General features: G+C 67.1%; 18 protein-coding genes. 10 read left to right on the top strand and 8 right to left on the bottom strand.

Translation table 11 applies throughout. The features are described from left to right. Nucleotides 1–5 precede the first annotated feature (5 nt). The 4 genes from Q0Q36_RS07130 to Q0Q36_RS07145 form a co-directional block, all read right to left on the bottom strand. Nucleotides 6–866 (bottom strand): TIGR01459 family HAD-type hydrolase, encoded by an 861-nt coding sequence (locus Q0Q36_RS07130; protein WP_293796771.1) that lies wholly within the window; start codon nt 864–866, stop codon nt 6–8. Further along, entirely contained in the window at nt 866–1,804 is a 939-nt protein-coding gene (locus Q0Q36_RS07135; RefSeq protein WP_293796772.1) for a sugar kinase, read from the bottom strand. Before Q0Q36_RS07135 ends, Q0Q36_RS07130 begins: the two co-directional genes overlap by 1 nt. 126 nt (nt 1,805–1,930) lie before the next feature. Then, the gene (locus Q0Q36_RS07140) at nt 1,931–3,175 is read right to left on the bottom strand and encodes a hypothetical protein (RefSeq protein WP_293796774.1); all 1,245 of its coding nucleotides are present in this window, start codon (nt 3,173–3,175) and stop codon (nt 1,931–1,933) included. 113 nt (nt 3,176–3,288) lie between these two features. Next, on the bottom strand, nt 3,289–3,810 hold the full coding sequence (locus tag Q0Q36_RS07145; RefSeq protein ID WP_293796906.1) for a DUF1134 domain-containing protein: 522 nt from the start codon (nt 3,808–3,810) through the stop codon (nt 3,289–3,291). 360 nt (nt 3,811–4,170) lie between these two features. Here Q0Q36_RS07145 and Q0Q36_RS07150 point away from each other — a divergent pair, with 360 nt between their 5' ends. Next, nucleotides 4,171–4,722, top strand: a complete 552-nt coding sequence (locus tag Q0Q36_RS07150; RefSeq protein ID WP_293796776.1) for a YHS domain-containing (seleno)protein — start codon at nt 4,171–4,173, stop codon at nt 4,720–4,722. A gap of 3 nt (nt 4,723–4,725) precedes the next feature. On the opposite strand, the gene Q0Q36_RS07155 is transcribed toward Q0Q36_RS07150, so the two are convergent. Next, nucleotides 4,726–5,559: a 3'(2'),5'-bisphosphate nucleotidase CysQ gene (locus Q0Q36_RS07155; protein ID WP_293796778.1), complete on the bottom strand. Its 834-nt coding sequence runs from the start codon at nt 5,557–5,559 to the stop codon at nt 4,726–4,728. Between the two features lie 126 nt (nt 5,560–5,685). Between Q0Q36_RS07155 and chpT the strand changes: the two genes are divergently transcribed. The 6 genes from chpT (at nt 5,686) to Q0Q36_RS07185 (ending at nt 12,029) form a co-directional block, all read left to right on the top strand. After that, on the top strand, nt 5,686–6,327 hold the full coding sequence (chpT, locus tag Q0Q36_RS07160) for a histidine phosphotransferase ChpT (RefSeq protein WP_293796780.1): 642 nt from the start codon (nt 5,686–5,688) through the stop codon (nt 6,325–6,327). A gap of 92 nt (nt 6,328–6,419) precedes the next feature. Beyond that, nucleotides 6,420–9,044: a chemotaxis protein CheW gene (locus Q0Q36_RS07165; RefSeq protein ID WP_293796782.1), complete on the top strand. Its 2,625-nt coding sequence runs from the start codon at nt 6,420–6,422 to the stop codon at nt 9,042–9,044. After that, the gene (locus tag Q0Q36_RS07170) at nt 9,041–9,544 is read left to right on the top strand and encodes a chemotaxis protein CheW (protein WP_293796784.1); all 504 of its coding nucleotides are present in this window, start codon (nt 9,041–9,043) and stop codon (nt 9,542–9,544) included. The genes Q0Q36_RS07165 and Q0Q36_RS07170 overlap by 4 nt, the downstream gene beginning before the upstream one ends. Before the next feature lie 31 nt (nt 9,545–9,575). After that, entirely contained in the window at nt 9,576–9,941 is a 366-nt protein-coding gene (locus Q0Q36_RS07175; protein WP_038359309.1) for a PleD family two-component system response regulator, read from the top strand. 88 nt (nt 9,942–10,029) lie between these two features. Next, nucleotides 10,030–11,145 (top strand): chemotaxis-specific protein-glutamate methyltransferase CheB, encoded by a 1,116-nt coding sequence (gene cheB / locus Q0Q36_RS07180; protein ID WP_293796788.1) that lies wholly within the window; start codon nt 10,030–10,032, stop codon nt 11,143–11,145. Further along, entirely contained in the window at nt 11,142–12,029 is an 888-nt protein-coding gene (locus Q0Q36_RS07185) for a protein-glutamate O-methyltransferase CheR (protein WP_293796790.1), read from the top strand. Before cheB ends, Q0Q36_RS07185 begins: the two co-directional genes overlap by 4 nt. 320 nt (nt 12,030–12,349) lie before the next feature. Here Q0Q36_RS07185 and ctrA read toward each other — a convergent pair whose 3' ends face one another. Then, nucleotides 12,350–13,051, bottom strand: coding sequence for a response regulator transcription factor CtrA (ctrA, locus tag Q0Q36_RS07190; protein ID WP_056711445.1), 702 nt, complete (start codon nt 13,049–13,051; stop codon nt 12,350–12,352). Nucleotides 13,052–13,486: 435 nt separating this feature from the next. On the opposite strand from ctrA, the gene fliI reads away from it, so the two are divergent. Both fliI and Q0Q36_RS07200 read left to right on the top strand, forming a co-directional pair. After that, the gene (fliI, locus tag Q0Q36_RS07195) at nt 13,487–14,833 is read left to right on the top strand and encodes a flagellar protein export ATPase FliI (protein WP_293796794.1); all 1,347 of its coding nucleotides are present in this window, start codon (nt 13,487–13,489) and stop codon (nt 14,831–14,833) included. Beyond that, entirely contained in the window at nt 14,833–15,186 is a 354-nt protein-coding gene (locus Q0Q36_RS07200; RefSeq protein ID WP_293796796.1) for a DUF1304 domain-containing protein, read from the top strand. The genes fliI and Q0Q36_RS07200 overlap by 1 nt, the downstream gene beginning before the upstream one ends. Before the next feature lie 7 nt (nt 15,187–15,193). Here Q0Q36_RS07200 and Q0Q36_RS07205 read toward each other — a convergent pair whose 3' ends face one another. Beyond that, nucleotides 15,194–16,411, bottom strand: a complete 1,218-nt coding sequence (locus Q0Q36_RS07205; RefSeq protein WP_293796798.1) for an MFS transporter — start codon at nt 16,409–16,411, stop codon at nt 15,194–15,196. 234 nt (nt 16,412–16,645) lie between these two features. Between Q0Q36_RS07205 and fliJ the strand changes: the two genes are divergently transcribed. After that, nucleotides 16,646–17,050, top strand: coding sequence for a flagellar export protein FliJ (gene fliJ, locus Q0Q36_RS07210; RefSeq protein ID WP_047574070.1), 405 nt, complete (start codon nt 16,646–16,648; stop codon nt 17,048–17,050). A gap of 52 nt (nt 17,051–17,102) precedes the next feature. Here the strand turns inward: fliJ and Q0Q36_RS07215 are convergent, their stop codons facing one another. Then, nucleotides 17,103–17,717 carry a GNAT family N-acetyltransferase gene (locus tag Q0Q36_RS07215; RefSeq protein ID WP_293796800.1) on the bottom strand — a complete coding sequence of 205 codons (615 nt, stop codon included), beginning with the start codon at nt 17,715–17,717 and terminating at the stop codon, nt 17,103–17,105. Nucleotides 17,718–17,766 lie beyond the last annotated feature (49 nt).

Below are 17,766 nucleotides of genomic sequence, written 5' to 3' on the forward strand. Positions count from 1 at the left end.
CGGCTTCAGGCCAGCGCACCCATCGCCGCGATCGGCTGGACGGGGAGCCCGTCCAGCACCTTGGCGAGGCCGGCCGGTTCGACCTCCCCGCCGCGCATCGTCTCGTCGCGGTGGATGCCACCGGCAATGAACAGGCTATCGAAGCCCATCAGGCGCGCGCCGGCCAAATCGGTGCGCACGGCGTCGCCGATCACCAGCACCTTGCCGGGCTCGACCGAACGGCCGCCCCGCGCATCGGCCGCTGCCGCGAGCGCGAGGTCATAGGCCGGGCGATAGGGTTTGCCGGCCCAGGCGACGGAGCCACCGAGCTGCTCGTAGATCGTCGCGAGCGCGCCAGCGCAGGGCAGCAGGTCCTCGCCGACATGCACGACGAGATCGGGATTGCCGCAGATGAAGGGCAGGCCGCGCCGGGCGAAGCGCTCCAATAGCGGCCGATACTGCTCCGGCGTCTCGGTGCGGTAGTCGTTGAGCTCGGTCGCGACGACGATATCGGCCTTGTCCTCGTCGACCAGCTCGACATCGAGACCCTCGAAAACGGCCCGATCGCTCTGCCAGCCGATATGATAGGCGCGCTTGTGGTGGCTTTGCGCGATCAGCGCACGCGTCACGTCGCCGGAGGTGACGAGCCGGTCCCAGGCCTCGCGCGGCACGCGCTTGGCGTCGAGCAGTCCGGCGACCTGCTGCGACGGCCCCGGCGCATTCGAGAGCAGCACCACCGTGCCGCCGCGCTCGCGGAAGGCCATCAGCGCGTCGCAGGCCGGCTCCAGAGCCCAGAGCCCGTCATGCACGACGCCCCAGACATCGCTGATCAGCACATCGTAGCCGGCGAGGAGATCGCCCGCCCGCTTCAGAACCCGCACGTTCATCAGGACCGCGCCTCCGCGGCGATGCGCGCCTCGACATCGGCGCGGCGCGGCAGCGGCGCCACCGCCCCATAGCCCAGCGTCGACAAGGCCGCCGCGACATTGGCATAGGCACCGGCCGCGAAGGCATCGCCCGTGCGCAGATACTCGGCGAGGAAGGCGCCGTCATAGCAATCGCCCGCACCGGTCGCGTCGATCGCATCGACCTTGATCGGCCGGAACCGCTCACGCCGCACCGGCGTCGCCACCAGCGAACCCTCATGGCCGAGCGTCAGCGCGACCACGCGCGCGCCGAGCCCGAGATAGAAATCGACGATGGCGTCGGGATTGTTCAGGCCCGTGAGCTGCGTCGCGTCGTCGAGGCCGGGCAGGATGATGTCGGCCATGGCGCAGGCGGCATGAATGATCGCCTTGGCCCGGGTCAGCGGCCAGAGCTTCAGGCGCAGGTTGGTGTCATATGCGGTGAGCACGCCGGCCTTGCGCGCGGTGTCGAAAGCCTCGAACACGGCATCGCAGGCGCTGGCCGAGATCGCCTGGCTGATGCCGGAGGCCTGGATGATCCGTGCGGAACGGATCAGGTCGCGCGGCAGGTCGCGCGGCCCGTAGAGGCTCGCGGCCGAGCCGGCACGCAGATAGGAGAAGACGTGGCCGGAAGGGCCGTGATCGACGAAATAGAGCCCGGTCGGCGCGCTCGGATGGGTGGCGACATGCGTGTCGTCGACGCCTTCGCGCTTCCACAGGCCACGGATCGAATGCCCGGCGCTGTCATCGCCCAGCGCCCCGAGATAGCCGACCGACATGCCCTGCCGCGCCGCCGCGACCGCGCAGTTCGAGGTATCGCCGCCATGGCCGAACAGGAAGCCGCCGCTCTCGGCGTGGGTCGCGTTGAACTCGCCGAGCGGTTCGCCGAGGCAAAGGAGATCGAAGCGGCTGTCGGTCACGTTTCAAACCATTCAGATGGCGCGGAATGCCAGGGAATACAGCCTTCCTAGAGCATCGAATGGCAAAGTGAAATCCGGTGTCGGCGAAGAATTCGACAGTCGGTCGGCGATGGCAAATGGCCGCGCCTATTCCGCCGCTTCGCGCTTCGGCGCCGCATTCATGAGTCGGTCGGCCAGCTTGACGATTTCCTGGCGCAGAGCCGTGTCCTTGGCTCCCGCCCCCCCGGCTTTGCGCAAGGCCGAAATCTCGTCCATGAGCTGGGTCCGGTCGGTTCTCGCCTGGGTCAGAGCACCCTGCAGGGTCTGGAGCTCGGCCCGCAATATCGCGATCTGGCTCTCGCGTTCGTTTTGGGCGTCCTGCAAGGTCGCGATCTCCTCCCGGTTCCGCCGCTTGGCCGCCTCATGATCGTCCTTTGCGGCGGTCAGCGCCAAGTCCAGCGCTCCGCGCATGTCCCTGGTCGCGGCATGCTCGGCCTGTTCCTGCCGAAGCTGCGTGTCGAGCTGCTGCGCCGCGACACCCGCCGCGCTGGCGCGGGCATCGGCCGCGGCAAGCCCGGCTTCGGCCTGTGCGGCGCGCGCGTCAAAGGCATCGGCCCGCACCCGCTCGCCGTCGCGCTCGCCGGTCATCGCGGAAAGGGCTGCCTCGCTGCCTGCAAGGCGCTTTTCGGTCAGGGCGAGCTTATCGGCAAGATCGTCGCCCTTGCCTTGCAGAACCAGAATGCGGGTCCCGTCCTCGACATGCTCGACGCGCAGCTTTTCGGCAGTGCTGCGGCTCTCGGCCAATTCCCGTTCACGCTCAGCCAGAAGCGCTTCGATCCGCCCAACGGTCTCGCGTTCCCTGGCCAGCTCGTCATTGCGCGTGTTCAGGTCTGCGCCGGTGCCGGTCAAGGCCGAGCGAACTTCTTCCAGGCTGCGTTCGACGCTTGCGAGATCGGCGACCCGCTTCTCCAGCGCCGCGGTCGTTTCGCCGTGGTTTGTACGCTCGCTCGCAAGCGCGGCCCGCGTGTTGGAAAGGTCGCTGCGTGTCCTCGCCAGATCGGTTTCGAGCCCATCGATACGGCCGTCACGCTCACCGAGCTCGCGTTCCAGCCGGCCGATCGTCATGTCGCGCCGGCCCAGCTCCTGCATGGCTCCGGCCTTGGCGGCAAAGCCGCGCTCCGCATCCTGCTCGGCCGAGCGCATGCGCAGCGCAAGCTCGGCGCGCAGGTGATCGCGATCGGCGGCGATTTCGGCAAGCGACAACGGGAATGCAGCTTCGGCCCGCTTGCGCGCCAGCCTGTCGGCCCGCCGCGCCAGCGCCGGCACGGCCGCGAGGGCCAGCAAGGCGGCACAGAGGAAGCCGAGCGCGAACAGCATGGCGGCTTCGATCAAGTCTCAGGGCTCCCGCATGAGGGCTGAGGTCGAATCTGCCATGACGGCCGCGTTATGACCAGAGACAGTCCGTCCGATATCAGGACGTTCCTGAAACTTCCGCCGGCCAACGGCTAGAACGGGTTCCAGGTCGCCTGCTGCGTGAACTTGAGATAGCCGAGATTGACGCCGAGACGCCAGCCGACACCGGTACGGATCGGGACGACCATGATGCCTTCCGCCGTCAACGCGGTGAAGCCGAAGCCGCCGATGAAATAGGCCGAACCGTCCACCCCCGCGAAGCGCTGGTAGAGCGCGTCGACCACCGGCAGGTTGTAGACCAGCATCATCGTGCGGGCGCCCTCGCCGCCGAAATCGAAGCCGATCGACGGCCCCTGCCAGAACACACGGCGATCGCCGGCATTGCGCGTATAGAGCTGGCCCTCGCCATAGCGCAGGCCGCCGACGAAGGCGCCGGAGGCTTCCTGGCCGAGGACATAGCCGTTCGGCTCGCCCCAGCGGCGCACCGCCTCCTCGATCGTCAGCGCGAGGCCGCGCGACACGTTGCCGAAGAACTTGTGGCCGGAGCCGACCAACTCGTTCTGGCTGAACGACTGCTGGTTCTGGTAGTTCTGGGCGCGCGCGGCAAGCGGCATTCCGCTCAGGCTCGCGCCGGCCACGGCGAGACCGCCCGTGATCAGGTTGCGGCGGGTCTGGGTCATCAGCGACATCTCCAGGCAGGGCGCCAGACAAGGCAGGACGCCGGGGCGGTTCGATCGTCCGTCCGCCCGGCACCGGCGGCGGCTGCGTGGCAGCCGGCTCGGGATGGATGCGGCACGGGCCGGGAGGCGGGCCGATCCTGGGCCATCCGCCGCCCGACCGAACGTCGAAACGGGACGTCCGGCGAATGCGAATCAATTCGGTAACGAATTTGATACGCTGCAAATCTATCCAAGGCGTGAAGATTCCGGAGAGCCATTTGGCCCGGGACGGGACTTGCCAAAGGATTTGGTGCGATGAAGGCCGCAACAAGGCAGCGTTGGCTCTCGCTCGCCGCAGGCTTCCTCGCGCTCTCCCCGATCGGCCAGATGGCGCTCGCCAGCGCACCGCTGGCCGCGCCCGAGACCCCCGCCCTCTCCTCGACCCTGCCCTCGGGCCTGCCGGGCCTGCCTTCGCTCGGCGAGGTGATGCAGCGGAACCTGAGCACCGGCCTCGCTATCAACGGCTTCGATCCGGTTTCCTACCGGCTAGGGGCAAAGCCTGCGGCCGGACGTCCCGAATACGAACTCCTCCAGGATCGGTTCGTCTGGCGCTTCGCCTCGCAGGCCAATCTCGAAGCTTTCCGGGACGCCCCCGATGTCTACACGCCTGCTTTCGGCGGGTTCGACCCGACCGGCATCGCCAAGGGTGTCGCGGTCGAGAGCGACCCGAGCCAATTCGCGGTTATCGGATCGCGTCTGTATCTGTTCCGCTCCGCCGACAACCGGCAGCGGTTCCTGCAAAATGCCGAATTGCTGGCGCAGGCGGAAAATCGCTGGGACGCGGTGCTGCGCTTGATCGCCCGCTAGGCCTTAGCCGCCGCAATCCCCGGCGATGGCCCGGCGCGCCAGCGCCTCGCTCGACGCCGCGACGAAGGGCGGGTTGCGGAACTGGCGCTCGCTGCGGCCGTAATCGGGCAAGGTGCCCTCCAGCGTCAGCACGATGCCGCCCGCCGCGGACAGGATCGCATCGCCGGCCGCGATGTCCCATTCCATCGTCTGGCCGCAGCGGACATGGATATCGGCCTCACCCGAGGCGATCATCCCGAACTTCACGGCCGACGAAACCGGAATGCCCTTGCTGCAGCACATCGACGCCGCGATGCCGTCGCTGCGGCCATCGCCATGGAAGCGACTGACCAGCGCGACCGGCCCTTCGCCCGGCACTGCCCGGACGCTCGTGCGCTTGGCCCCACCCAGAAGGGTGCCATCGCGGTCGAAATCCTGCGCATAGGCATGCGTGCCGGAGAACCAGAGCCGCCCCAGCGCCGGCGCAGCGATTGCGCCTGCGATCGGCCGCCCGTCACTGACCACCGCGATCGCAACGCAATAGCTGTCGCCACCCGCGAGGAACTCGCGCGTGCCGTCGAGCGGGTCGAGCAGGATGAAGATCGCGCCGGGCGCCGCATCCTGCGCCGTTTCTTCGCTGACGATCGGAAAGCCAGGCAGCAGGCGCGTCAACGCCACCTTGGCGGCATAGTCGGCCGCAAGATCGGCGGAGCAGACCGGCGAACCGTCGCTTTTGAGCTTGACGTCGCGCGCCGCCCGCTTGGCCAGCAGGACGGCGGCACTCAACCCGGCAGCTTCCGCAAGTTTCCGCCCCAGCCCGTCGCGATCGCGCAGGCGGGGATCGTCATGGCCGATCATCGCGGCCCATCCTTCCAGTAATCGCCCCTGATATGGCGATTAACCACATGAAAACCAAGATAGCAGCATATCGGGTGAGAACGACGCCGCAATCCGGCGCGCCCCCGCTTCCAGGACCTCGCCCCCATGACCGACATCTCGCTCGAGCCGCTCGATCTGGCTGCGCTTCTCTGCAGCCGCGTCTGTCATGACGTGATCAGCCCGGTTGGCGCGATTGTCAACGCTCTCGAAGTTCTGGAAGAAGACGATCCCTCAATGCGCGATTTCGCGTTGGAGCTGATCAAGAAGAGCGCGCGGGCCGCCTCCGCCCGCCTGCAATTCGCCCGTCTCGCCTTCGGCGCGGCCGGTTCCGCCGGCGCGATGATCGATCTCGGCGATGCCGGCAACGTCGCCAACGGCTTCCTCAACGACGAGAAGCTCTCGCTCGACTGGGAAGCGCCGCGCGCCCTGCTGCCGAAGAACCAGGTCAAGCTGCTGCTCAACCTTCTGGTTATCGCCACCCAGGCCGTGCCGCGGGGCGGCAAGCTCGTCTCGCGCGCAACCGTCGAGGGCGAGCAGGGCACGTTCGAGATCACCGCGACCGGCTCGCATGCCCGTATCCCCGCCCATGTCGAGGAGCTTCTGGCCGGCCGTTCCGAGACCGGAACGATCGACGCCCATGCCGTCCAGCCGCTCTATGCCGGCATGGTCGCCCGCGCCGCCCAGATGGGCATCACCTTCGCCATCGAGGGCGATACCGTGACGATAAAGGCCGCCAAGGCGGCCTGAACGATCGTTACCGGTCGAGGCGCGATCTCAACCGATCATAAACCGTTCTCCTGCTTTAGTTCCTGCAGCGTGCCGCGTTGAGTGAAGCCTGCATGGACGAGTTGCTGCAAGAGTTCCTGACGGAGACCGGCGAGAATCTCGACACGGTCGACCGGGAACTCGTCCGCTTCGAGCAGGACCCCAACGACCGCGACGTCCTGCGGAATATTTTTCGGCTGGTCCACACCGTCAAGGGTACCTGCGGCTTCATCGGTCTGCCCCGGCTGGAAGCACTGACCCATGCCGCGGAATCGGTGATCGGGCAGTTCCGTGATGGCGCCACCGTCAAGCCCACTGCCGTCACCGCGATCCTCGAGACCATCGACCGGATCAAGGACATCCTTGCCGAACTCGCCGAGAAGGGGCAGGAGCCCGAGGGCAACGACGAGACGCTGATCGGCGAGCTTCTCGCCCTGGCCGATCGCGCCAAGGGCGAGCTCAAGCAGCAGCCGCCTTCGGAGGCCTCGCTCGATCCGGTTGCTGCCTATCTCGCCCGCCACGGTCAGGCTGTTCCCGAGACGAGCGCGGAGGACATCGTCTTCCGCAGCGCACCAGGGCCGCAGCGCGGGCGCGACGGCCGGATCGAGGGGCTCGAGGCCCCTGCCGCCGCCGAGGACGCGCCCGGCCCCGTCCGCAGCAGCGGCCCGGCGACGCTGCGCGTCAATGTCGACACCATCGAGCATCTGATGACGATGGTCTCTGAGCTCGTGCTGACGCGCAACCAGCTCCTCGAGGTCGCCAGGCGGCAGGAGGATGCCGGCCTCAAGGCCCCGCTCCAGCGCCTGTCGCTCATCACCGCCGAATTGCAGGACGGTGTGATGAAGACGCGCATGCAGCCGATCGGCAACGCCTGGTCGAAGCTGCCGCGCATCGTGCGCGATCTCAGCGCCGAACTGGGCAAGCGTATCGAATTGCTGACGGAAGGCGCCGAGACCGAGCTCGACCGCCAGATCCTCGACCTGATCAAGGACCCGCTGATCCACATGGTCCGCAACTGCGCCGATCATGCGATCGAATTGCCGGCCGACCGGCGCGAGGCCGGCAAGCCCGAGCACGGCAGCATTCGGCTCGCCGCCTATCACGAGGGCGGATCGGTCACGATCTCCATCGCCGACGACGGTCGCGGCCTCGACATCGAGCGCATCCGCAGCAAGGCCATCGCCAAGGGCCTCGCGGCCGAAGCGGAGCTGGACAAGCTCAGCGACGCGCAGATCGGCCGCTTCATCTTCCACCCCGGCTTCTCCACGGCCGACAGCGTCACCGCGGTCTCCGGCCGCGGTGTCGGCATGGATGTCGTCAAGGCCAATGTCGATTCGATCGGCGGCACGGTCGATGTCGCCAGCCGTCCCGGCCTCGGCACGACCATCACCATCAAGATCCCGCTCACGCTCGCGATCATCTCGGCGCTGATCGTGGTCGCGGGCGAGGATCGCTACGCAATCCCCCAGATCGCGGTACGCGAACTGGTCCGGGCCAAGGCCGGCGGCGACCACCGCATCGAGGAGATCAACGGCGCTCCGGTCCTGCGGTTGCGCGGGCGCCTGCTGCCGATCGTGTCCTTGCCCGGGCTCATGGCCTGCCCCGGCCGGGAACCGGCCCCGCGGGTGGATGGCGAGGGTTTCATCGTCGTCACCCAGATCGGTGAGCGGCAGTTCGGTATCCTCGTCGACAGCGTCTTCCACACCGAGGAAATCGTGGTGAAGCCGATGTCGAGCAAGCTTCGCCACATCCATCTGTTTTCCGGCAACACCATCCTCGGCGACGGCACGGTGGTGCTGATCGTCGACCCCAACGGCGTCGCGCGGCTGGTGGGAGCGGCCATCTCCGAAAGCGTGGAGGCGGAGCCGCGCCAGGCTGCCGCTCAGGTCCATCGCGGCGAACGCACGACGATGCTCGTCTTCCGTGCCGGCGCCGACGGGTTGCAGGCCCTGCCGCTGTCGCTGGTGACGCGGCTGGAGGAGATCGAGGCCGGCGAGTTCCAGCGCAGCGGCGGCCGGACGCTGCTGCACTATCGCGGACGCCTGGTCTCGGTGACGCCGGTGGCGGGCACCCAGTTGCGCTCTGAGGGCATCCAGCCGCTGGTCATCATCTCTAATGGGGACCTCACCGTCGCGCTCGCCGTCGAGGAGATCGTCGACATCGTCGAGGAGACCTTCGAGCTGGAGATGGCAGCGACGGAGGGGCGCGGCATCATCGGCTCGGCCATGATCCGCGGGCGAGCCACCGACATCCTCGATCTCGCTCATTACCTGCCGCTGAACGAGCCCGGCTGGTTCGGAGCGGGCCGCAACGCCGAACTCCCCGGCCGCATCCTGCTGGTCGAGCCGTCCGACTTCCTGCGCGACATGCTCAGCCCGGTCCTGAAGGCCTCCGGCCGGATCATCGCGCCGCTGGCGGATTTTACGGAGGCCAGTCTCGCCTCGGCCGGCGAACCGATCATGCTCGCGCTGCTCGACCTCGACAGCGACAGCGAAGCCGCCTTCGCCTTTGCCGCATTGCTGCGCGAGCGCACCAAGGGCGAGCGCCTGCGCATACTCGGCCTCACCACCTGCGCCACGCCGGACCTGCATATGCGCGCGGTCCAGGCCGGTCTCGACGACGTCATCGCGAAATTCGACCGCCGAGCCGTGCTGAGCGAACTCAACACGGCCGGCGCCGACCTGAGGCATGCGGCATGACGGCGAACGCACCCCACATCCCAGAACCCGCGGCTCCCGGCTTCAGCGACTCGCTGGACTATGTGACGATCCGCATCGGCGAGCAGCTTCTCGGCCTGCCGATCGGCCGCGTCCAGGACGTGTTCATCACCAACCGCATCACCGTGGTTCCGCGCGCGCCGGACGAGATCGTCGGCCTGATCAACCTGCGCGGCCGCATCGTCACGGCCATCTGCCTGCGCAAGCGTCTGGGGCGTCCGGTCGAGTTCAAGCGCGGCTGCCAGGGCAGCGACGAATTGACCGCGATCGGTATCGACCACCACGGCGAGGCCTACGCGCTTATCGTCGACGCGGTCGGCGAGGTCATCCGGCTCGACCGGTCCACCTTCGAGCCGCTTCCGGTCCATCTCGATCGCGTTTGGGCGGCGCTGGGGACAGGTATCCATCGCCTCGCCGACGAATTGCTCGTCGTTCTCGACCTCGACGCCGTTCTCGATCTCGATCTTCGCAGCGCGGCCTGACGGCGGCGCCCCAATTCTGGAGACAAAAGTCATGAAATACTGTCTCGTCGTCGACGACTCGGCGGTGATCCGCAAGGTGGCCCGCCGCATCCTCGAAGGGCTGCAGTTCCGCATTGCCGAGGCCGAGGACGGCGCGCGTGCCATCGACGCCTGCAAGGGCGAGATGCCGGATGCGGTCCTGCTCGACTGGAACATGCCGATCATGGACGGCTACGAATTCCTGCGCACCTTGCGCCAGATGCCGGGTGGCAAGCGCCCCAAGGTGGTCTTCTGCACCACCGAGAACGATATCGCCCATATCGCGCGCGCCATGCATGCCGGTGCGGACGAGTACATCATGAAGCCCTTCGACAAGGAGATCGTGGCTTCCAAATTCCATCAGGTCGGGCTGCTCTGAGCAGATGCGTTCCGGTGCGGCCGCGCATCGGGCACGCCGGGTCTGAAATATCTTCGCCCATCTCGCCGATCCAGTGAGAAACATCCTCATGTTGTCTCCACGCGCGAATCCCGCAGGCCCCTCATCGCGGCACAAGACCGTGGTGATTGCCGACGATTCCGTCGTCGTCCGCGGGCTTTTTGCGCGCTGGCTGGGCGAGGCCGGCAATTTCCATGTCGTCGCGGTCGCCGGCGACGGCGAGACCGCCGTCGCCCACGCCACCCGCTTCAAGCCGGACGTGATGGTGCTCGACCTCGACATGCCCGGCGTCGACGGCGCCACCGCCCTGCCCCAGATTCTCAAGGAAAGCCCCAATACCGGCATCCTGCTCGCAGCGACCCTGAACGAGCGTAACACCCGCCTCGCGCTGGAATGCATGACGCGGGGCGCGATGGATGTGGTCTCCAAGCCCGACAGCCGCAGCGGCATGACGCTGTCGCTCGACTTCCGCAGCGAATTCCTGCTCAAGCTCGGCAACATCGTCCAGACGCCGATGAAACCAGGCTCGCTGCCGCCGGAGATCGACACCGACCTGCCGCATGCCGGGCCGGTCAACCTGCGCCCGCTCGTCTCGGTGATGCCGCGCTATCTTGTGATCGGCGCCTCGACCGGCGGCCCTCGCGCGGTCGCCAAGGTGCTGTTCGATATCGGCGAGGGCTTAAACGACCTCACGACGATCATCGTCCAGCATATGCCGCCGCTCTTCACCGCCTCCTTCGCCGAGCAGGTCGCCGCCCATATCGGCGTCCCTGCCCGCGAGCCCTTCGACGGCGAGCGGCTGATGCGCGGCACGGTCTATATCGCACCCGGCGGCCGCCATCTCGGCATCGATCGCCGGCTGGGCCATATCGTCGCGCGCATCGGCGACGAACCGCCCGTCAATTTCTGCCGGCCTGCCGTCGACGTGCTCTTCGGCGAGGCCGCCCGCCATCTCGGCCCGGCCGCGCTCGGTCTCGTCCTCACGGGCATGGGCAGCGACGGCACCGACGGCGCCGGCGCCCTGCGCAAGGTCGGTGCAGCCGTCATCGCCCAGGACGAGCCGAGCAGCACGATCTGGGGCATGCCCGGCTCGGTCGTGCGCGCCCGCCATGCCAGCGCGGTGATCGCGCTCGACGAGATCGGCGCCTCGATCCGCTGCCTCGTCCGCGGGGTCCAGCCGGTATGACCGAAGCCGATTTCGCCTTCCTGCGCCTCCTGCTGCAGCAGCGCTCCGGTCTGTCGCTGACCGCGGACAAGCGCTACCTCGCCGAGAGCCGGCTCGGCATTCTCTGCCGCCGGCGCGGCATCGCCGATATCGAGACGCTCGTCCGCCAGCTCAGGCTTTCCCGCGATGCAAGTCTGGAAAGCGCCGTGGTCGATGCCATGACCACCAACGAGACCCTGTTCTTCCGCGACCAGACGCCCTTCAACCTGTTCCGGGACGTGATCCTGCCGGAGCGCCTCGCCGCCAACGCCGCCAGCCGCTCGCTCCGGATCTGGTGTGCGGCCGTCTCCAGCGGCCAGGAGGCCTACTCGCTGGCCATGCTGATCGACGAGCTCGGCGATCGGCTCGCCGGCTGGAAGATCGAGATCCTGGGCACCGATATCTCCGCAGAAATCCTGGAAAAGGCCCGCGCCGGCATCTACAGCCAATTCGAGATCCAGCGCGGCCTGCCTATCCAGATGCTGCTGAAGCATTTCCAGCAGGTCGGCGACAAATGGCAGGTCTCGCAGCGGATTCGCGCGATGGTAGAGTTCAAGCAGCACAACCTGCTGGATCGCAACGACCAGTTCGGGCGCTTCGACGTGATCTTCTGCCGCAACGTCCTGATCTATTTCGACGTGCCGACCAAGGTGAAGGTGCTGGAGCAGATCGCGCCGCGCCTCGTACCGGATGGGGCCTTCGTGCTCGGCGCCGCCGAGACGGTGCTGGGACTGGCGACGAAGCTCGTCTGCGACCCGCAGCACCGCGGTCTCTACCGGCACGCATCGATGGCCGCCCCGATAGCCGCCTCCGCTGCGCCCAGCCTCCGGCCGCGCACCGCCATCGGGGCCGCCCTGCGCGGCTGAGCCGGCCCGTCCGTCGTCCAGAGCTTCGCCTGCCGGAAAAGTCCGCGCCCCCAAAATGCGGGCCTTCCCGTCATGGTCGGGCTTGTCCCGGCCATCCACGTCTTCACCGATCAAGGTCCGTGTTCAAGACGTGGATGCTCGCCACAAGGGCGAGCATGACGGTATGATAGCCGGCCCGCCGTCCCGAACACCGCACAAACAAAAACCCCGCCTCTCGGCGGGGTCCCCGTCGACCTGTCGTGTACATCCGACGATCAGGTCAAGAACTGGTATGGCGTCGCTTCATGACCGCCCGATGACGGGCGGGCGACGGAATTGCGTCAGGCCGGGATGCGCTCGTCGACATCGGACGGCTCGCGCAGGACGTAGCCGCGGCCCCAGACGGTCTCGATGTAGTTCTTGCCGTCCGACGCATTGGCGAGCTTCTTGCGCAGCTTGCAGATGAAGACGTCGATGATCTTGAGCTCGGGCTCGTCCATGCCGCCATAGAGATGGTTGAGGAACATCTCCTTGGTGAGCGTCGTACCCTTGCGGAGCGAGAGCAGCTCCAGCATCTGGTATTCCTTGCCGGTGAGGTGGACGCGGGCGGCGTCGACTTCCACGGTCTTGGTATCGAGATTGACGACCAGGTCGCCCGTCGTGATGACCGACTGGGCGTGGCCCTTCGAGCGGCGCACGATCGCGTGGATGCGGGCGACCAGCTCATCCTTGTGGAACGGCTTGGTGAGGTAGTCGTCGGCGCCGAAGCCGAGGCCCTTCACCTTGTCCTCGATGCCGGCAAGGCCGGAGAGGATCAGGATCGGCGTCTTGACCTTCGCGACGCGCAGGCTGCGCAGAACCTCGTAACCCGACATGTCGGGGAGGTTCAGGTCGAGCAGGATGATGTCGTAATCGTAGAGCTTGCCGAGATCGACGCCCTCTTCGCCGAGGTCCGTCGTATAGACGTTGAAGCTCTCCGATTTGAGCATGAGCTCGATGCTTTGAGCGGTCGCGCTATCGTCCTCGATCAGCAGAACCCGCATGTCCACGTCCCCAATTTCGCCCGCAGGGCAGGTTTGACCGTTGTTCCGCCCGGACCTTCCCGGCCCTCGGCGACGACGCACTTGCCCAATGAAACGCCACGCGACACGCTACGAGGAAACTGGTTAACAAACCGTGATTCCCGAGCGCAAGCGCTTCCTCAGAGAAAGTGAACGATCCTTGTCGAGGTGAGTCGAATTTGACACGGATCGCTGAACTTCTCGGCCGCGAAAGCGCCTTTCGCGGAGGGTTGCCTCGGGAAACAGGGCGATAATGGCCCTGCGACACGCGGCAGCCTCGATCTGCAGTCTTAACCACAGAGCTTAACAGCTGGTAAATGAGCGCAATTTGTTAGGAACCCTTACCAAATCATCCACAGGGGTTCCGCCAGCTGATAGCGCTGATCTGCACATGACCGATAACCTCGAAATATCCCGATGAGTTCCCCCTCGCACGGCCATGACCGCCTCACCGCCCTCGCGACCGCCATCGAGAATATCGAAGGCGTGACGATCTATGGCCGCGTCATCGGCGTGCGCGGCCTGCTGGTCGAGGTCGCCGGGCCGATCGGCACGATGAGCCTTGGCGGCCGCGTCGGCATTGAGATCGCGCCGGGCACGCGCGTTCCCTGCGAGGTTGTCGGCTTCTCCGGCGACAAGGCGCTTGTCATGCCCTTCGGCGGGCTCGACGGCGTCCGCCGCGGCTGCCCCGTCCATGTCGATCGCGCCCAGCCGGGCTTGAGGCCGACGCCGGCTTGGCTCGGCCGCGTCGTCGACGCTCTCGGCCGCCCCGTCGATGGCGGACCGCCCTTGCCGCAGGGCGACACGCTCTTCGCATACCGCAACGATCCCCCGAATGCCCATAAGCGCCGCCGCGTCGGCCGGCCACTCGATCTCGGCGTGCGCGCGCTCAACACCTTCCTGACCTGCTGCATCGGCCAGCGCATGGGCATCTTCGCCGGCTCCGGCGTCGGCAAATCCGTGCTGCTCTCGATGCTCGCCCGCTATGCCCAGGCCGACGTCAACATCATCGGCCTCGTCGGCGAACGCGGCCGCGAGGTGCAGGAATTCCTCCAGGAGGATCTCGGCCCGCAGGGCCTCGCCCGCTCGATCGTCGTGGTCGCGACCTCGGACGAGCCCGCCCTGATGCGCAAGCAGGCGGCGCTGACCACGCTGACGCTTGCCGAGTATTTCCGGGATCGCGGCCTGCAGGTGATGTGCCTGATGGATTCGGTGACGCGCTTCGCCATGGCGATGCGCGAGATCGGCCTCGCCGCCGGCGAGCCGCCGACGACCAAAGGTTATACTCCGACCGTCTTCGCCGAGCTGCCCCGCCTGCTCGAACGCGCCGGCCCCGGCACCGGCGACGGCGCCATCACCGGCCTCTTCACCGTGCTGGTCGATGGCGGCGACCATGACGAGCCCGTCGCCGACGCGGTGCGCGGCATTCTCGACGGCCACATCGTCATGGAACGCTCCATCGCCGAGCGCGGACGCTACCCCGCGGTCAACATCCTGAAATCGGTCTCGCGCACGATGCCGCGCTCCTGTGACCCGGCCTATTATCCCGTCGTGCAGAAGGCGCGCTCGACGCTCGCGACCTATGCCGACATGGAGGAGTTGATCCGGCTCGGCGCCTATCGCCAGGGTGCCTCGGCCGAGGTCGACGAGGCGATCCGTCTCCATCCTGCGCTCGAAGCCTTCCTCAAGCAGGCCAAGGACGACGCGACGCCGCTGCACGAATGCTACGCACGCCTCGCCGCTATCATGAGTGGAACCGTCTGATGATCGCAGCGCTCCTGATCGGCCTCGTTGCGCTGATCCATGTCTACATCGTCATTCTGGAGATGCTGTGGTGGGACACCCCGCGCGGCCACAAGGCCTTCGGTCTCACGCCGGACTTCGCCGCACGCTCGAAGGTGCTTGCCGCCAATCAGGGGCTCTATAACGGCTTCCTCGTCGCCGGCCTCGTCTGGGGGCTCTGGCTTGGCGCGGAAGGCTTCGCGATCAAGCTGTTCTTCCTGGCCTGCGTTCTTGTCGCCGGGCTCTTCGGCGCGGCGACGGCCAGCCGCAAGATTCTCTACATCCAGGCCTTGCCCGCCGCGCTCGCCATTGTGGCACTGCTGGCTCGGTTCTGAGCAGGCCTCAGCCTCGCGCCACCATCCGCACCAGCGCGAACATCGCAGCGAAGCCGACGGCCTGAATCGCTGCCGAGATCATCAGCGTCGGGTTCACCCCGAGCCGCTCGACCATCACCGCAAAGAGCAGCGGCGCTGCCGCGAAGGTCATGTTCTGGGGCACGGTGAGCTTGCCGAGCATCGCAGCGAAGCCATTCCGGCCGAACAGGGCGAGCGGCAGCGTCGCCCGCGCCACCGAGATCACGCCGAGCGCCGCACTGAACAAGGCGATGAAGATCGCCGCGGTCGTGATCGTCATCGGCACGAAGGGCAGCGCGAGGCAAAGCACCGGCCCCAGCAGCAGGCCGAACAGCGAGACCTTCTCCGCCGGCAGGCGCTCGCCCAAGGTCGCGTCGATAGCACGTGCGGCAAGCGTCGCCGGGCCGCTCAGGGTCGCGACCCAGACGGCCTCGGACTGCGTCAGTCCCGCCTCCTGGAACAACGTGATCAAATGCAGCGGCAATCCCCAGGACACGAGCCCACTCGCCGAGAAGGCAAGCGCCACCAGCCAGAAAGCAGCCCTGCGCGAATGCGCTGCCACGCTGCCTTGTTCGCTGGCAGAGGTCGCTCCGGCAACGTCAGCCGGCTTGGCCTCGGGCGCCGGCGCATGCCGGTAACGCGGGATCGACGCATAGATCGGCAGCACGATGACGAGCTGCATCGCCGCGAAGACGATAAGCGTGATCCGCCAGCCGAAGGCGTTCATCAGCGTGGCGGTCAACGGCCAGAACACGCTGGAGGCGAGCCCGGTGACCAGCATCATCAGGCCGATGACGCGCCGCGTCCGCTCGCCCATCAACTGGGCGATGGTGACATTGCCTGTATTGGCCAGCGACATCGCATGGCCGAGCCCGATCACGAGCCAGCTCGCGAGGTAGCTCACCGGTCCCTGCGCCAGCGATAGCACACCAAGCCCGAGCGCGCAGATCACGGCGCCCACGCACATCGAGCGCCGCGTGCCCTCGCGGTCGAGCACGCGCCCGATCGCGGGGGCGACAAGAGCACCTGTGATCAGCAGGATGGTAATGCCGCCGAAGACGATCTCGGCATTGAGTCCGATCTCGCGATCGAGCGCGCCGACCAGCACCGAGGGCGAATAGAAGGTCGAGCCCCAGCCGATGATGCGTGTGAGCGCGAGGCCCAGCAGCAGAGGGCCGTGCGCGCCGAAACGAGAAGTGGCAGCCAAGAGAGGGAATCCGCGGAGCAGGAGGCCGGGCGGCCTCGCCTCCCGATTCACTAGATCATCCCGACAACCCGTGGCAGCAGCCGGGGCGCGACCTGATCATGCGTAAAAGGCAGCCCGTTCCGGTAAGGAAAGGTCAACCTCCTTGCGCCATGTTGCTCCACGTCTCGCGTATGGAGTTCGGGCGCGCGCCGAGGGGTCGGCAGCGCCGATGCGTAATCAGGAGTTGAAAACGACATGAAGTCGCGAGAGACGCTTCTTCGGCTCAAGCGCTTCCAGGTCGACGAGAAACGTCGCCGGGTAAGCCAGATCGAGATGATGATCGCCGATTTTCATCGGATGGCGAGCGATCTCGATCGCGAGATCCAGGCCGAGGAATCGCGCGCCGGCATCGCGGACCCCGCCCATTTCGCCTATCCGACCTATGCCAAGGCAGCCCTCGGCCGCCGCGACAACCTGCGCCAGTCGGCCGACAACCTGAAGGGCCAGCTCGACGAGGCCAAGGCCGAATTGCAGGAAGCCTTCGAGGACATGAAGAAGGTCGAGATTCTCGACGATCGCGAACGCGCTTCGGAGCGCGCGGCGGAAGCCGCCCGCGACCAGGCCACGATGGACGCGATCGGGCTGCGCTCGCGCGTCTGAGCCCGTTTTCAAGAATTCAGAAAAAGGCGGCGTCCTCGGGGCGCCGCCTTTTTCATGCAATGACGGGATGGTGCACGACGGAGTCGCGCCGCAGCTTGCCGCTCAGGCGTGGATCGTCGTCGACCTCGACCCCGCGCTTGAACACGGTGAAGCCCGAGCGCTGGTAGAAGGCGAGCGCGGCCGGGTGGTCGAGCGTGCAGGTATGCACCCAGAAGCGCGAGATCGGCTTGGCCCAGGCCAGCGCCAGCGCCCGGTTCATCAGCCAGCGCCCCGCACCCTTGCCGACCACGGGCTCGTCCAGCCCGAAGAAGGCGAGCTCGCCCTCCCCCGCCACGCGGAAATCCAGCTCGAGCAAGCCGACATCGCGCCCCTCATGGCGAACGGCGTAGACCTCGATGGCCGGGTCGGCGAACACCGCCCCGAGCTCGGCACGCGGCTTGGTCAGGCGGCTGAACCACATCCAGCGCTCGCCGAGCAGCCGGTAGACGGCAAGATAGCGCTCGATCTCGGCGCGGCCGATCCCTTCGAGCGAAAAACCTTCCATGCCAGGAGGATCGGGCCGCTCCGGCGGCCGTGCGAACATCTCCAGCGAAGTCACGATCGTCGCGATCTTGCCGGGCGGCAGGTCGGTCGTTCCGGTTAGGGTGATGGTCAGGCTCTGGGACATGGAAGGCAGGCGCGCTCGGCTCGAAAATCGGGATCGTCGCCGCGATCAT

It is taken from the genome of uncultured Allobosea sp., from assembly GCF_945957345.1.
Lineage (GTDB): Bacteria > Pseudomonadota > Alphaproteobacteria > Rhizobiales > Beijerinckiaceae > Allobosea.